Below are 15,113 nucleotides of genomic sequence, written 5' to 3'. Positions count from 1 at the left end.
GGGGGGGGGGGGGCTGGCGCGGGGGGGGTGGGGGGCTTGGGGGGGGGGGGGGGCCGCGGGGGGGGGGGCGGCCCCCGCGGCGGGGGGGCGGGGGCGGGGGGGGGGGCCCCGGGGGGCCCCCCGCCCCGCCCTCGTACGGCCGGGGGCGCCGTGCCGTACGGGCGCTCCGTACGGCACGGCGGTCACCGGGAGGTCATGCCGAGGTCATCCGCCGCTCGACGTCCGGGTGCTGCACGAGCCAGGCGTCGACCGCCTCGTCCTCGTGTCCCTGACCGCGCTTGTTGATCTCGCTCTCCAGGCTGCCGAGCTCGTCCTCGCTCATCCTGAAGTTCTTGATCCACTTGGTGAGCTGCGGGTACTGCCCGGGGAACCGCTCACTGGAGATGGTGCGGATGGTGTTGCCCACGCCGAAGAGCTTCCGGTCGTCCTTCAGCTTGGTCAGCTCGTAGCGGCTGTACGCCCAGTGCGGTGACCACAGCACGACGGCGACCGGCTTCTTCGCGGCGTACGCGCGCTTGAGCTCGGCGAGCATGGCCGGCGTGGAGCCGTCGACGACCTTGTACTCCTTGTCCAGGCCGTAGCCGGGCAGGACCTTGGTCTTGAGCAGGTCCATCTCGCCGGTGCCCGGCTCGATGCCGATGATCTTCCCGTCGAAGAGGGAGGACTTGCCCTTGAGGTCCTCGAGGGACTTCACGTCCTTGACGTAGGAGGGCACGGCGATCTCCAGGGAGGTCGGCCGGTACCAGGTGCCGAGGTCCTTGAGCCTGTCCTTGCTCTTGTCCCAGTAGTTCTTCTGGGCGTACGGCAGCCAGGCGTCGAAGTTGAGGTCGATGTCACCGCCGGCCAGGCCGGTGTAGACCGGACCGACGTCCATCTGCTTCAGGTTCAGCCGGTATCCGCGGCGCTCCAGGACGTGCTTCCACAGACGGGTGACGGCGATGTCCTCGTCCCACGGGAACCAGGCGACGTTCAGGGTGCGGGAGGCCTCGGCCGGCTTGGCGCCCGTTCCGCCGGGCAGCGGGGCCAGCTTGTCGACGAGGCCGGGGTGGGACTTCAGCCAGGTGCGCACGGCGTCCTGCTGCCGGCCCTTGCCCGCCTTGTTGATCTCCGCCTCCAGGCTGGTGAGCTGCTTCTCGTCCAGCTCGAAGTTCTTCAGCCAGGTGCCGACGACCGGGTTGTCGGCCGTGAAGCCCTTGCGGGACAGGGTGTGCACGCCGTCGCCCTTGCCCCAGGCGCCCTTGGGGTCCTTCAGCTTCTTCAGGTCGTAGTCGTTGTACGCCCAGTGCGGCGACCAGAGCGGGACGACGATCGGTTCCTTCTTGCCGTAGGCGCGCTTCAGCTCGGCCAGCATCGCGGGCGTGGAGCTGTCGACGACCTTGTACTCCTTGTCGAGGCCGTACTCCTTGAGGACCTTGCTCTTGAGCAGGGCCATCTCGCCGGCGCTGGACTCGATACCGGTGATCTTCCCGCCGAAGCGGGACGCCTTGCCCTTGAGGTCGCCGAGCGAGTCGACGTCCTTCATGTACGACGGCACGGCCAGCTCCAGCGACGTGGGGCCGTACCAGGAACCCAGGTCGTCGAGCTGCTTGCCGTACTTCTTCCAGTACTGGGCGTGGGTGATCGGCAGCCAGGAGTCGGTCTCGAAGTCGACGCTGCCCTGCGCGAGGGAGGTGTAGAGCGGTCCGGCGTCGAACTGCCGTGCCTCCACCCGGTAGCCGCGCTGTTCGAGGATCTCCTTCCACAGGTAGGTGGAGGCGACGCCCTCGTCCCAGGGGATGTAGCCGATGGTGAGTTTCTTGCCCTTGCCGACGTCCTGCCCGTCCGCGCTGGCCGCGGAGGTGCCGCCGCCGCCGAAGACGCCCATGCCGCCCGCGACCAGGGCGAGGACCACCACGCCGATCACCGCGATCTGGGGCTGCGGCCGGTAGGACCAGATCTTCAGGCCCTTGGCGGCCCGCGCCCTGGCGGCGGCGCGCCGGCCGAGCGGCGAGACCTGGGTGCCCAGCGCGCCGGTCATCCGGTCGAGGTAGATCGCGAGGATCACGATGGCGACGCCCGCCTCGGAGCCGAGGCCGACGTTGAGCTGGCCGATGGCCTCGTTGACGTCGCCGCCGAGGCCGCCGGTGCCGACCATGCCGGCGATGGCGGCCATGGAGAGGCCGAGCATGATCACCTGGTTGACGCCGGCCATCACGGTGGGCAGCGCCAGCGGCAGCTGGACGCGCAGCAGCGTGTCCCGGGGCGTGGTGCCGAACGCCTCGGCCGCCTCGACGAGTTCCTTGTCGACCTGCCGGATGCCCAGCTCCGTCATGCGCACACCGGGTGCGAGGGCGAAGATCAGGGTGGCGACGATGCCCGCGGAGGCGCCCGTGCCGAAGAACAGGATGGCCGGGATGAGGTAGATCATCGCGGGCAGCGTCTGCATGAAGTCCAGCACCGGGCGGACGACGGCGCTGACCCGGTCGGAGCGGGCCGCCCAGATGCCGACCGGCACCGAGACGACCAGGGCGATGAGGGTGGCGACCAGGACGAGCGACAGGGTCGTCATCGCGTCCGACCACAGCTCCATGGAGTCGATGAAGGCGAAGCCCACGAAGGTGAGGACACCGGCGAAGGCTCCGCGCAGCCACCAGGCGAGCACCGCGAGGATGCCCGCGAGCAGCAGCGGCTCGGGCGCCTGGAGGACGGCGTCGATGCCGTCGTAGGCGCCGGTGAACACGGTCTTGAAGAAGTCGAAGAGCCAGGCCATGTGGGCGAGCAGCCAGTCGACCGCGGAGTTGACCCAGTCGCCGAGCGGAATCCTAGGCACGGGCCACCACCTTCCCGCCGTCCTTGCGCCGGGGCCCGTCGCAGGTCACGGGGGCGGCCGGCTCGGCCGGTCCGCTCTCCTCTGCCGTCTCGTCGCCGAGGAAGGAGACGAGGCGCTGCCGCGGCACCACTCCGACCAGGGCGCGGTGCGCGTCCAGCACGGCGACGGGGTGGGACAGGCGGGCGCTGATCGCGCACAGCTCGGTGAACGGGGTGTCCGGCGTCGCGGTCTCGCAGCCGCAGTCGGCCTCGTCGCCGCGCACGTCCCGGTCCATGACCGCCTCGGCGGTCAGCACGCGCGAGCGGTCGACGTCCCGGGTGAAGGAGGCGACGTAGTCGTCGGCGGGGCGCAGCAGGATGTCCTCGGCGGTGCCGGTCTGCACGATCCGGCCGTCCCGCATGACGGCGATGCGGTCGCCCAGGCGCATGGCCTCGTTGAGGTCGTGGGTGATGAAGACGATGGTCTTCTTCAGGGTCCGCTGGAGTTGGAGGAGCTGGTCCTGCATGTCGCGGCGGATCAGCGGGTCCAGTGCGCTGAAGGACTCGTCCATCAGCAGCAGGTCGGCGTCGGTGGCGAGCGCGCGGGCGAGGCCGACGCGCTGCTGCATGCCGCCGGAGAGCTCGTCGGGCCAGGAGTCCTCCCAGCCGGCCAGGCCGCACAGGGCGAGCGCCTCGTCGGCGCGGTGCCCGCGCTCGGCGCGGGGCACGCCCTGCACTTCCAGTCCGTAGGCGGCGTTCTCGCGGACGCTGCGGTGCGGGAAGAGCGCGAAGTGCTGGAAGACCATGCTGATCTTCCTGGAGCGGACCTCGCGCAGCTCGCGGTCGCTCAGCGCGGTCAGGTCCTGACCGTCGAAGCGGACCTGGCCGGCGGTGGGCTCCAGCAGCCCGTTCAGCATGCGCAGCAGGGTGGACTTGCCCGAGCCGGACAGTCCCATCACCACGAAGATCTGGCCGGGGTCCACCGTGAAGGAGGCGTCGATCACGGCGGCGGTGGTGCCGTCGGCGCGCAGCTCCTCCCGGTCGGCGCCCCGCCGGAGCCTCTCCACTCCGTCGTCCGGTCGTCTGCCGAACACTTTGTACAGGTGTTCGGCCTCAAGCCTGGATGCCACGCGCACTCTCTCTCGTCGGGGACAGGGACCGGTGCGAAGGATCAGTAACAGTTGAATAACGCAACTACCTTCACTCGGCCGCGCGCCTGCCCAGGGCCCCCTGGGGCAAACACAAAAGTGGTCCGCATCACATCGCACCGGTCCGTTGTCGGTGGCGTACGGCATGATGCGGGGCGTGACCGGACGACTGATGCTCCTCGACACCGCCTCCCTGTACTTCCGCGCCTACTTCGGCGTCCCGGAGTCGGTCAGGGCCCCGGACGGCACGCCGGTGAACGCCGTGCGCGGACTGCTCGACTTCATCGACCGCCTGGTCAAGGACCACCGCCCCGACCACCTGGTGGCCTGCATGGACGCGGACTGGCGGCCGAAGTGGCGGGTGGAGCTGATCCCCTCCTACAAGGCGCACCGGGTCGCCGAGGAGCACGCGAGCGGCCCGGACGCGGAGGAGGTGCCGGACACGCTCTCCCCGCAGGTCCCGGTGATCGAGGCGGTCCTGGACGCCGTCGGCATCGCACGCGTGGGCGTCCCCGGGTACGAGGCGGACGACGTGATCGGCACGTTCACCGCGCGGGCGACGGGCCCGGTGGACATCGTCACCGGCGACCGCGACCTGTACCAGCTGGTGGACGACGCGCGCGGGGTGCGCGTGCTGTACCCGGTCAAGGGGGTGGGCACCCTCCAGAGCACCGACGAGGCGGTGCTGCGGGAGAAGTATGGGGTCGGCGGCAGCGGGTACGCGGATCTGGCGCTGCTGCGCGGCGACCCGAGCGACGGACTGCCGGGCGTGCCCGGCATCGGGGAGAAGACCGCCGCCAGACTGCTCGCCGACTTCGGCGACCTGGCCGGGATCCTGGCGGCCGTCGACGATCCGAAGGCGAAGCTCACCCCGTCGCAGCGCAAGCGGCTCACCGAGGCCGGGCCGTACCTGGCGGTGGCGCCGAAGGTGGTGCGCGTCGCGGCCGACGTCCCGTTGCCGGTTGTCGGTACGGCGCTGCCGCGGGGCCCGCGCGACCCGGCCGCGCTGGAGGAGCTGGCCGGCCGCTGGGGGCTGGGCGGCTCCCTGCGGCGGCTGCTCGCCACGCTGGGGGCGTGACGGCCGCCGACGACGCGCGTTCGGAAAAATCCCATGGACGAGGTGCCCACCGGACGGAGATGCTAACTTAGGTAAGCCTAAGCATGGGGAACTGGGAGGCCGTCATGGCAGAACGTCCGGCGCGCAAGCCGCGAAGGGCCCACACCGCGCAGGTCGTCCGCACCGAACGGCTGACCCCGCACATGCAGCGCGTGGTACTCGGCGGCGAGGGCCTGGCCGACTTCTCGGCCGCGACCTGCACGGACCATTACGTGAAGCTGCTGTTCCCGGCCGAGGGCGTCGTCTACCCCGAGCCGTTCGACATGCAGCGGATCCGCGAGGAGTTCCCGCGCGAGCAGTGGCCGGTCACCCGGACCTACACCGTGCGCGCCTGGGACCCCGAGCACCGGGAGCTGACCCTGGACTTCGTGGTGCACGGCGACGAGGGCCTGGCCGGACCGTGGTCGCTGCTGGCCAGGCCGGGCGAGACGGTGCGCTTCCTGGGGCCCGGCGGAGCCTACGCGCCCGACGCGAGCGCCGACTGGCACCTGCTCGCCGGTGACGAGAGCGCCCTGCCGGCGATCGCCCGCTCGCTGGAGGCGTTGCCCGAGGGCGCCACGGCCCGCGCCTTCGTCGAGGTCTCCGGCCCCGAGGAGGAGCAGAAGATCGACTCCGACGTGGAGGTGGTCTGGCTGCACCGCGGGGACCGTCCGGTCGGCGAGGCCCTGGTCGAGGCCGTACGGGCCATGGAGTTCCCCGAGGGACGGGTGCACGCGTTCGTGCACGGCGAGGCCGGCTTCGTGAAGGAGCTGCGCCGGCTGCTGCGAGTGGAGCGTGAGGTCCCGCGCGAGGACCTGTCGATCTCCGGGTACTGGCGCCTGGGCCACAACGAGGACGGCTGGCAGGCCGCCAAGCGGGACTGGAACGCCCGGATCGAGGCCGAGCAGGAGGGCGCGGCGCCGGCCGCGTGAGACCTGCCGGACAGGGGCGGCGCCGCGACGGGCGCCGCCCCTGTCCGACGTTCCGCGTGTGCGAGAAGAAAGCCCGCTGGCCGGCGGGAGCCGACGCGCTCCGCACCCTGCGACGGGCGACGGGCGACGGGACCAGGCGTTTCCCCCGGCGGCGCGCCGCCTCGTAGGCTTCGGCTGATGAGACGCAGGACCCGCATTCCGCCCGCTCCCCTGCCCCAGCGCCACGGGGTGGACCCGGTGCGGGTCCGGCTGCCCGCCGAGGGGGCGTGGGCGACCGTGCGGGAACATCTGGTGGAGCGGCTGTCGGGGGCGGCCCCCGGAGCGGTCGAGGCGATGTTCGACGCCGGGCGGGTCGTCGCGGCCGACGGGCGGGCGGTGGCGCCCGACGCGCCGTACCAGCCGGGGATGTTCGTCTGGTTCCACCGGGAACTGCCCGACGAGGTGCCGGTGCCCTTCCCGCTGGAGGTGGTCCACCGTGACGAGCACATCGTCGTCGTGGACAAGCCGCACTTCCTCGCCACCACCCCGCGCGGCTCGCACGTCGCCGAGACCGCGCTGGCCCGGCTCCGCCGCGAGCTGGGGATCCCCGCGCTCGGCGCGGCGCACCGGCTGGACCGGCTCACCGCCGGACTGGTGCTCTTCACGGTGCGGCCCGAGGAGCGAGGCGCCTACCAGACGCTGTTCCGGGACCGCCGGGTGCGCAAGGAGTACGAGGCCGTCGCGCCGTACGCCCCCGGGCTCGTCCTGCCCCGTACGGTGCGCAGCCGGATCGTGAAGGAACGCGGGGTGCTGACCGCCCGGGAGGTGGCGGGCGAGCCGAACGCGGTCACGGACGTGGAACTCGTCGAGCACCGGGTGGACGGGCCGGCCCGGTACCGGCTGGTTCCCCACACCGGGCAGACGCACCAGCTGCGGGTGCACATGACCGCGCTCGGCGTGCCGATCCTCGGTGACCCGCTCTACCCGGTGGTGACCGCCCCCACACCGGCCGGCGACTTCCGGCGCCCACTGCAACTGCTGGCGCGGGAGCTGGAGTTCACCGACCCGGTCACCGGGGTGGAGCACAGCTTCCGCAGCACACGGGTCCTTAGGGCGTGGTCCGACCACCGGGAGTGGGCCGCCGGCCGGTGAGCGCCGGCCGGTGCGGTACGGGTCCCGCCCGGCGCACACCGGTCACTCGCCGCGCCACCAGCGCAGGAAGCGCTGCCAGTGACCGGCCGGACGGGTCCGGTCGGTGGCCGCCGTGCCGGGCCGTGCGGCGTCCTGCCCGGTGAGCGGCGCGGAGCCCTGCCCGGTGAGCGGGGCTCGTGCGGGCGCGGGCCGCCGGGGCCGCGCCGGTCCCGGCGCGCCGGTGCCGGCCTCCCGCCCGTCCGGGGACCCGGCGGCCGGCGCGGGCCCGCGCACGGTGCCGATCTCCCAGGCGGCGCGCTGCTGCGGGACCGGCATCGGGGTGTGGCTCGGCTGCGACCTCACGTCCTGCTGCGGCCGCGGGGAGAACCGCACCGGCAGTTCCACCAGGTGCTGCGAGGCGATCGACTCCGTCCAGCGCAGTTCCTCCTCGGGGCAGTCGAGCCGGATGTCCGGCAGCCGCATCAGCAGTTTGTCGACGCCCACGTCGGCGATGGCGCGGCCGATGTCCTGCCCGGGACACTCGTGCGGGCCGCCGCTGAAGGCGAGGTGGGAGCGGTTGCCCTGCATGTCCGCCGACAGATCGGGGCGCACCCGCGGGTCGACGTTGGCCGGCGCGATGCCGAGCAGCAGCCCGTCGCCCCGGCGGATGCGCCGGCCGCCGAGCTCCGTGTCCTGCTTGGCGAAGTAACCGAGGATGGTGCTGAACGGCGGCTCGTCCCACAGGGACTGCTCGACCGCCTGCTCCACCGTCATCTGCCCGCCGTTGAGCTGGGCGCGGAAGCCTGGATCGGTCAGCACCCGGCGGAGGGTGTTGGCCAGCAGGTTGGCGGTGGCCTCGTAGGAGGCGATGAGCACGACCCTCAGGTGCTGGCCGACCTCGTCGTCGCTCAGGTCCGCCGGATGGCTGATGAGACGACTGGTGAAGTCGTCCTCGGGCCGGGCCCGGCGGCGGGCGGTGAGCCGCCGCAGGCAGTCCATGATGTACTCGTTGCTGGCGATCGCGGTCTCGGTGCCCTTGAGCATGTCGCGGGCGGCCTGCACGATCCGGTCGTTGTACTCCTCGGGCATGCCGAGGACCTCGCACATGACCGCCATCGGCAGGTGTTCGGCGAACTGGTCGACGAGATCGGCGCGGCCCACCTCGCAGAACCGGTTGACCAGGCGCTGTGTCGCGCGGCCGATGTGACGGCGCAGCCCGCGGTGGTCGATGGTCTCCACGGCGCCGGTGACCGCGCCGCGCAGGCGTTTGTGCTCGTCGCCCTCGGCGTAGGAGCAGACCGGCTGCCAGGCGAAGTGCGGCATGAGCGGGTGGTCGGGCTTGATCCGGCCGTCGTCGAGCGGGGTCCAGACGCGGCTGTCCCGGGTGAACTGCGAGGGCGTGCGCACCATGTGCAGGTTCTCGGCGTGGCCGAGGACCACCCAGATCGGTACGTCGTCGTGGAGCAGCACGGGCGCCACCGGGCCGTACTCGTCCCGCAGTCGCCGGTACAGCGCGCGGAGGTCCCGCACCTCGTGGAGCCGGTGCAGCCCGCCGGGTCCGGTGCCGTGCGCGGGGCAGCCGGGCGGGGGCGCGAAGGCGCGGTCGTCCGGACCGGCCGGGTAATGGGGTTCAGGCGTCACAGCGGTCGCTTTCGGGACGGAAGGGAGCGGGGGTCGGTTCAGCCGGGCGAGCGGGTGATGGCGAGGGAGTGCAGGAAGCGCATCAGGGTCAGCAGCACGTCCCGGCTGGAGGCCCGGCGGCGCACGTCGCACTCGACCATCGGGACCTCCTCGGCCAGGTCGAGCGCCGCACGCAGTTCGGCGATCGGGTAACGGGGCGCGTCCGGGAAGGAGTTGATGGCCACGACGAAGGGCACGCCGCGCTCCTCCAGCCGCCCCATGACGTCGAAGCTGACCTCCAGGCGCCGGGTGTCGACCAGGACGACCGCGCCGAGCGTCCCCTCGAACAGGCCGTTCCACAGGAACCAGAAGCGCTGCTGGCCGGGGGTGCCGAAGAGGTAGAGCACCAGTTGGTCGGTGATGCTGATGCGGCCGAAGTCCATCGCCACGGTGGTGGCCGTCTTGGAGTCGGAGCCGTAGTCGTCGTCGACGCCGACGCCGGCCTGGGTCATGGTCTCCTCGGTGGTCAGCGGCCTGATCTCACTGACCGAGCCGACCATGGTGGTCTTGCCCACCCCGAAGCCCCCGACGATGACGATCTTGGCCGCGGCCTCGGCCGTGTGCGGCAGATGGTCCTCGGTCCGGGGACCGGGCAGGGTGTCAGAGCCGTTGAAGTCCATGCATCACCGCTTCGAGGAGGGAACGGTCGGGCACCGCCCGGCGGACGACGGGGGCGCGCGCCTGCACCAGTTCGGCCGTCAGCAGCTCGGTGATCAGGACCGTCATCGCGCTGAACGGCAGGTTGAGGTAGGCCGAGAGTTCGGCCACGGACAGCGGGGCGGCGCACAGCCGCAGCAGTGCCGCCTGCTCCGGGGTCGCGGCAGGGGGAGGATCGGCGCGTGCCACGATCAGTGTCACCAGGTCGAGGGCGGCGCGGGCGCCGTCCTCCCCCGGACCGGCGACCACGTACAGCCGCTCGGGGTTCTTCTCCTCGCCTCCCGCGGCGGGTTCGGCGGGCTGCGGGCCGGGTGCGGGGTGGCGCCTCAGGCGTCGCGGAGGCGTCATACGGTCTGCCCGTTGCGGCGGGGCGGACTGGTCAGGTGGGCGCCGATGCGGACCACGAGGTCGCGCATGCGGGCGCTCATCAGCCCGGGTTCGGTCCGGACGTCGGCGAGCACCGCGAGGTAGGCGTTGGCGCCGGCGGACATCAGGTAGAAGTAGCCGCCGTTGATCTCGATGACGACCAGCTTCATCCTGCCGTCGCTGTTCGGGATCTCGACGGCGACGGCGGTCGCCAGGCTCTGCAGTCCGGCGCAGGCCGCGGCGACCCGGTCCGCGGCGTCGGGGTCGCCGCCGTAACGGGCGATGCGCAGGCCGTCGGCCGAGAGCACCACGATCATCTCGATGCCCGGCACACCGTCGTTGAGCTCCTTGAGCATCCAGTCGAAGTTGGCTCGCTGCTGGATCACTTGAGGTCCCCCTCGTCGTCGGCCTCGGCGCGGGCCGGCTTCTCGATCAGGTGCGTGAAAGCGGTCGGGTCCTGCGTGAACGCGGTCGGGTCGGGGCCCGGGTTGTCCTTCCTGAGGCCGTCCCAGAAGGCCTCGACCCACAGGCCGGGTTCGGGTTCGTCCCCGGCGGGCGAGGGCTCGGGTCGCGGCGCGGCCCACCCGGACGAGGGCTGGGGCCGGCCCTCCCGCTCGGCGCGCTCGGCGGCGGCCTGTTCGGTGATGCGCCGGCTGAGCGGGACGGTGACCTTGCTGCGGCGCTGCGGCAGGCCGCCCGCGGTCCATTCGGTGACCACGGGGATCTCGTCCTCGGACGGCACCGGGACGGGAACGCGCGGGCTGGTGGGGCGGCGCTTCTTGGGGGCGCGCTTGGGCCCCTCGACGGCGTCGGCGCCGGGCAGCGGGATGGAGGTGGCGCCGATGCCGTGGGCGAGTCCGGGCGCCGGATCGGTGGTCATCATGTCGCCGGGCACGACCAGGACGGCACGGACCCCGCCGTAGGCGGAGGACCGCAGGGAGATCTGCATCTTGTAGGCCGTGCACAGCCGGCCCACGACCGCGAGGCCCAGCCGGGGGCTCTCCCCCAGCTGCTGCAGGTCCTTCCCGGCCTTGGCGGCCTCGAGCATCCGCTCGATCCGGCCGCGGGACTCCTCGTTGAGGCTGACGCCGCCGTCCTCGATCTCGATGGCGACGCCGGTCTGCACCTCGACCGCGGTGACGTGCACCTTGGTGTGCGGCGGGGAGTAGCGGGTGGCGTTGTCGAGGAGTTCGGCGGCGGCGTGGATGACCGGCTCGACGTCGGTGCCCTTGATGTTGACCTTGGCGATGGAGTGCAGCTCGATGCGGCGGTACTCCAGGATCCGGGACATGGCGCCGCGCAGCACGCTGTAGAGCGTGACCGGGTTGGGCCACTGGCGGCCGGGCCGGCCGCCGCCGAGGACGGAGACGGAGTCGGCGAGGCGGCCGATCAGCGCGGTGCCGTGGTCGATGCGCAGCAGGTCGTCGAAGACCTCGGGGCTGCGGCCGTGGTCCTCCTCCATCTCCCGCAGTTCCCTGGCCTGCTGGTGCACGATCGCCTGGACGCGCCGGGCGATGCTGACGAAGGAACGCTGCGTGGAGTCGCGCATGTTCTCCTCGTGGTCCACGATCCGCAGGATCATGCGCACCACCTCACGCTGCGACTCGGGGATCCGGCACCACTCGGGGTCGCCGTCGATGATGTCCCGCATGACCTCGCGCGGGGTGTGACCGGCGCGCAGATGGGCGACCGAGGCGGGCAGGATCTCCGTGCCGAGGTAGGAGACCTCCTCGTCGTGGGCGGCGATGCGCCGCTCCAGGAAGTCGGTGTGCCGGGCGTGCTCGGCCCGCTGCTCCCGGATGACGCGGCCGCGGCGCACCGCTTCGGCGGCGGTGACGAGCACCAGCAGGGTGGCGACGGCGCCGCACCAGCCGACGGCCGGGCGGGCCGGGTCCGTCACCAGGGCGACGGCGGCCGCGGAGGCCGCCACCATCAGTACGGCAGGCAGCAACAGCACGCGTGCGTAGGGGAGTTCGCGGCCGCCGGGGGGCGATTGAACACTCACGATGTAAGCCCTCTGAGACGGGTCGGCTGGGGTTCGGGGCAGCTTCCAGTGGGGCGTGTCATGGGACGGTCGGGATCTACGGAATGCCTGGGGCATTCGGGAACAAGCGCACGAACGCATCTCAACTCGGTGCGCTGCGGGCGAGCCTAGTCCGACCGGATCATCGCCGTGTCACCTTGGGCAAGCACCTGAACCGGGGCACGGGGCAGGAGTATGCTCTGGTTATTTACACTCTGCGACAGCATTCGAACGCGAAGCGTGATGTCGTGCAGGCGTGCGGGATCCACTCACCGTGAAGGGTGGAAAAAGCACGGTGGGGCGTGACCGTGTCCGGCTCAGCCGTACACCGTCACGCCCCGGGCCCCGGGCCGGCGGGCGTCACCCGACCGACGAGTAGGCGACCACTCCCCGCAGCAGTCCCTCGACCGCCTTGCGCGCGTTCCTGGCCACCGTCGAGCCCTCCGTCGGAGCGGCCGCCGAGATCTGTCCGAGAACGTCGATGACCTGCTTGCACCAGCGCACGAAGTCACCGGCCGGCATCTCCGCCTCGCGCAGCACCTCGTCGAGGCCCTTGCCCGAGGCCCACATGTACGCGGCCCAGGCGAAGCCGAGGTCGGGTTCGCGCTGGCCGACGCCCTCGGTCTGCCGGATGCGGAACTCCTCCTCCACCGCGTCCAGCCGGCCCCAGATGCGCACCATCTCACCGAGCGCCGCCTTCACCTTGCCCGAGGGCAGCTTGGGCGCCATGGCATCGTCGGAGACCCGGGCCTCGTAGACCAACGCCGAGACGCACGCCGCGAGTTCGGCCGGGCCCAGGCCCTCCCAGACGCCCTCGCGCAGGCACTCGCTGGCGAGCAGGTCGAGCTCGCCGTAGAGCCTGGCGAGCCGCTTGCCGTGCTCGGTCACCTCGTTGCCCCGCAGGTAGTCGAGCTCGGTGAGCAGCGCCACGATGCGGTCGAAGGTGCGCGCGATGGTGTTCGTACGGCCCTCGATGCGGTGCTCCAACTGCTTGGTGTCGCGCAGCAGCCGGTGGTGGCGCTCGGCCCAGCGGGCGTGATCCTCACGGTCGTTGCACCCGTGGCACGGGTGGGCGCGCAGGGCGGCGCGCAGCCGCACGATCTCCCGGTCGTCGGCCGCCTGGGAGCGGCGCTTGCGGTGCCGGTCCGGCACGATGTGCCCGGCCTTGGTACGCAGTGCGGAGGCCAGGTCACGGCGGGACTGCGGGGAGCGCGGGTTGAAGGACTTGGGGATCCGCATCCGCTCCAGCGCCTCCACGGGCACCGGGAAGTCGATCGCCGCCAGCCGCTTGACCTGCCGCTCGGCGGTCAGCACGAGCGGACGCGGGCCGTCGTGCTGATCGAAGCCGCGGTGGCCGTTGGACCGCCCGGCCGGCAGGCCCGGGTCCAGGACCAGCGCCAGGCCCGCGTACTTGCCGGTGGGGACGTGGATGACGTCACCGGGCCTGAGCCTCTCCAGGGCGACGGCCGCCTCGGCGCGCCGCTGGCCGGCGCCCTGCCGCGCCAGCTCGGTCTCGCGGTCCTTCAGCTCCCGGCGCAGTCGCATGTACTCGTCGAAGTCACCGAGGTGGCAGGTCATCGACTCCTTGTAGCCGGCCAGCCCCTCCTCGTTGCGCTGCACCTGCCGGGAGATCCCGACCACGGACTTGTCGGCCTGGAACTGCGCGAAGGAGGTCTCCAGCAGCTCGCGGGAGCGGTGCCGGCCGAACTGCTCGACCAGGTTGACCGCCATGTTGTACGACGGCTTGAAGCTGGAGCGCAGCGGGTACGTGCGCGTGCCCGCCAGTCCCGCCACCTGGTCGGGGTTCATCCCGCGCTGCCACAGCACCACCGCGTGGCCCTCGACGTCGATGCCGCGGCGTCCGGCCCGGCCGGTCAGCTGCGTGTACTCGCCGGGGGTGATGTCGGCGTGCTGCTCGCCGTTCCACTTCACGAGCTTTTCCAGCACCACCGAGCGGGCCGGCATGTTGATGCCCAGGGCCAGGGTCTCGGTGGCGAAGACCGCCTTGACCAGACCGCGCACGAACAGTTCCTCGACGACCTCCTTGAAGGTCGGCAGCATGCCGGCGTGGTGGGCGGCGATGCCCCGCTCCAGGCCCTCCAGCCACTCGTAGTAGCCGAGGACGTGCAGGTCCTCGGGCGGGATGGCGGCGGTGCGCTCCTCGACCAGGGCGCGCACCTGGTCGCGCGCCTCCTCGTCGTTCAGCCTGAGGCCCGCGTACAGGCACTGCTGGACGGCGGCCTCGCAGGCGGCACGGCTGAAGATGAAGGTGATCGCGGGCAGCAGGCCCTCGGCGTCGAGCCGTTCGATGACCTCCGGGCGGCTGGGCGTCCAGATCCGGGAGCGCTGTCTGCGCTCGCGCTCGCGGTCCGCCTCGCGCATGGCGCGGCCCCGCCTGCGGTCCTGGTAGGACGGGCGGCTGGCCTCCATGCGGGCCATGCGCGTGAGGTCGGGGTTGACGGCCTTGCGGTGGCCCTCGCCCTCCTCGAACAGGTCGTACATCCGGCGCCCGGCCAGTACGTGCTGGAACAGCGGCACGGGACGGTGCTCGGAGACGATCACCTGGGTGTCCCCGCGGACGGTGTCCAGCCAGTCGCCGAACTCCTCGGCGTTGGACACGGTCGCCGACAGCGACACCAGGGTCACCGACTCGGGCAGGTGGATGATCACTTCCTCCCACACGGCGCCGCGGAAGCGGTCGGAGAGGTAGTGCACCTCGTCCATCACCACGTAGCCGAGGCCGCGCAGGGTCTGGGAGCCGGCGTACAGCATGTTCCGCAGCACCTCGGTGGTCATCACGACCACCGGGGCGTCGGAGTTGAGGCTGTTGTCGCCGGTGAGCAGGCCGACCTTGCCGCTGCCGTAGCGTCGGCACAGGTCGGAGTACTTCTGGTTCGACAGCGCCTTGATGGGTGTCGTGTAGAAGCACTTGCGGCCCTGCTGGAGGGCGAGGTGGACGGCGAACTCGCCCACGATCGTCTTGCCGGATCCGGTGGGTGCGGCGACCAGCACGCCCTTGCCCTCCTCGAGGGCCTGGCAGGCCTCGATCTGGAAGGGGTCGAGGCCGAAGTCGTACATCTCGCGGAAGCCCGCGAGCGCGGTGGCCTGCTCGGCAGCTCGCCTGCGCGCTGCCGCGTACCGCTCGGCCGGTGAGAGGTCCTCTGTCATCGTGCTTTCGAGCGTACCGGGCCGCACTGACAACAGGACGATCAATTATCCCGATCAGGCGCGGGACCCGCCCGGGCCACCGCCGTGGAACGCCCCTGTCACGCGTGGGGCCGGCCGCTCGCGGTGGCGAGCGGCCGGCCCCACGT

11 protein-coding genes are annotated in these 15,113 nt (G+C 72.0%); 3 read left to right on the top strand and 8 right to left on the bottom strand.

Features of this window, described 5'->3' with window-relative positions; all coding sequences use genetic code 11:
* Positions 1–193 precede the first annotated feature (193 nt).
* Together ACF061_RS38175 and ACF061_RS38170 are read right to left on the bottom strand one after the other, a co-directional pair.
* The gene (locus ACF061_RS38175) at positions 194–2,809 is read right to left on the bottom strand and encodes an ABC transporter permease/substrate binding protein (protein ID WP_392271619.1); all 2,616 of its coding nucleotides are present in this window, start codon (positions 2,807–2,809) and stop codon (positions 194–196) included.
* Positions 2,802–3,917, bottom strand: coding sequence for a glycine betaine/L-proline ABC transporter ATP-binding protein (locus ACF061_RS38170; protein WP_392271618.1), 1,116 nt, complete (start codon positions 3,915–3,917; stop codon positions 2,802–2,804). Before ACF061_RS38170 ends, ACF061_RS38175 begins: the two co-directional genes overlap by 8 nt.
* A gap of 190 nt (positions 3,918–4,107) precedes the next feature.
* Here ACF061_RS38170 and ACF061_RS38165 point away from each other — a divergent pair, with 190 nt between their 5' ends.
* The 3 genes from ACF061_RS38165 (at position 4,108) to ACF061_RS38155 (ending at position 7,094) form a co-directional block, all read left to right on the top strand.
* Positions 4,108–5,013, top strand: coding sequence for a 5'-3' exonuclease H3TH domain-containing protein (locus ACF061_RS38165; protein ID WP_392271623.1), 906 nt, complete (start codon positions 4,108–4,110; stop codon positions 5,011–5,013).
* A gap of 104 nt (positions 5,014–5,117) precedes the next feature.
* Positions 5,118–5,963: a siderophore-interacting protein gene (locus ACF061_RS38160; RefSeq protein ID WP_392271617.1), complete on the top strand. Its 846-nt coding sequence runs from the start codon at positions 5,118–5,120 to the stop codon at positions 5,961–5,963.
* 177 nt (positions 5,964–6,140) lie between these two features.
* Positions 6,141–7,094: an RluA family pseudouridine synthase gene (locus ACF061_RS38155; RefSeq protein ID WP_392271616.1), complete on the top strand. Its 954-nt coding sequence runs from the start codon at positions 6,141–6,143 to the stop codon at positions 7,092–7,094.
* A gap of 42 nt (positions 7,095–7,136) precedes the next feature.
* Here the strand turns inward: ACF061_RS38155 and ACF061_RS38150 are convergent, their stop codons facing one another.
* From ACF061_RS38150 to ACF061_RS38125, 6 genes are all read right to left on the bottom strand, one after another.
* Positions 7,137–8,714, bottom strand: coding sequence for a cytochrome P450 (locus ACF061_RS38150; protein WP_392271615.1), 1,578 nt, complete (start codon positions 8,712–8,714; stop codon positions 7,137–7,139).
* A 38-nt stretch (positions 8,715–8,752) separates the two neighbouring features.
* Positions 8,753–9,373 (bottom strand): ATP/GTP-binding protein, encoded by a 621-nt coding sequence (locus tag ACF061_RS38145; RefSeq protein ID WP_392271614.1) that lies wholly within the window; start codon positions 9,371–9,373, stop codon positions 8,753–8,755.
* Positions 9,354–9,758: a DUF742 domain-containing protein gene (locus ACF061_RS38140; protein WP_392271613.1), complete on the bottom strand. Its 405-nt coding sequence runs from the start codon at positions 9,756–9,758 to the stop codon at positions 9,354–9,356. Before ACF061_RS38140 ends, ACF061_RS38145 begins: the two co-directional genes overlap by 20 nt.
* Entirely contained in the window at positions 9,755–10,162 is a 408-nt protein-coding gene (locus ACF061_RS38135) for a roadblock/LC7 domain-containing protein (protein WP_392271612.1), read from the bottom strand. The genes ACF061_RS38140 and ACF061_RS38135 overlap by 4 nt, the downstream gene beginning before the upstream one ends.
* Positions 10,159–11,733 carry an ATP-binding protein gene (locus ACF061_RS38130; RefSeq protein WP_392271622.1) on the bottom strand — a complete coding sequence of 525 codons (1,575 nt, stop codon included), beginning with the start codon at positions 11,731–11,733 and terminating at the stop codon, positions 10,159–10,161. The genes ACF061_RS38135 and ACF061_RS38130 overlap by 4 nt, the downstream gene beginning before the upstream one ends.
* A 426-nt stretch (positions 11,734–12,159) precedes the next feature.
* A complete protein-coding gene (locus ACF061_RS38125; RefSeq protein ID WP_392271611.1) occupies positions 12,160–15,012 on the bottom strand; it encodes a DEAD/DEAH box helicase in 2,853 nt (950 codons plus the stop codon).
* Between the last annotated feature and the right edge of the window lie 101 nt (positions 15,013–15,113).

The sequence above is a fragment of the Streptomyces sp. NPDC015220 genome (genome assembly GCF_043079345.1).
Lineage (GTDB): Bacteria > Actinomycetota > Actinomycetes > Streptomycetales > Streptomycetaceae > Streptomyces.
This window is presented reverse-complemented; position numbering and strand designations above follow the sequence as displayed.

Coding starts and splice junctions, on each gene's coding strand:
- ACF061_RS38160 (WP_392271617.1), top strand. CDS start 5,118: ATGGCAGAACGTCCGGCGCGCAAGCCGCGAAGGGCCCACACCGCGCAG.
- ACF061_RS38165 (WP_392271623.1), top strand. CDS start 4,108: ATGCTCCTCGACACCGCCTCCCTGTACTTCCGCGCCTACTTCGGCGTC.
- ACF061_RS38145 (WP_392271614.1), bottom strand. CDS start 9,373: ATGGACTTCAACGGCTCTGACACCCTGCCCGGTCCCCGGACCGAGGAC.
- ACF061_RS38140 (WP_392271613.1), bottom strand. CDS start 9,758: ATGACGCCTCCGCGACGCCTGAGGCGCCACCCCGCACCCGGCCCGCAG.
- ACF061_RS38155 (WP_392271616.1), top strand. CDS start 6,141: ATGAGACGCAGGACCCGCATTCCGCCCGCTCCCCTGCCCCAGCGCCAC.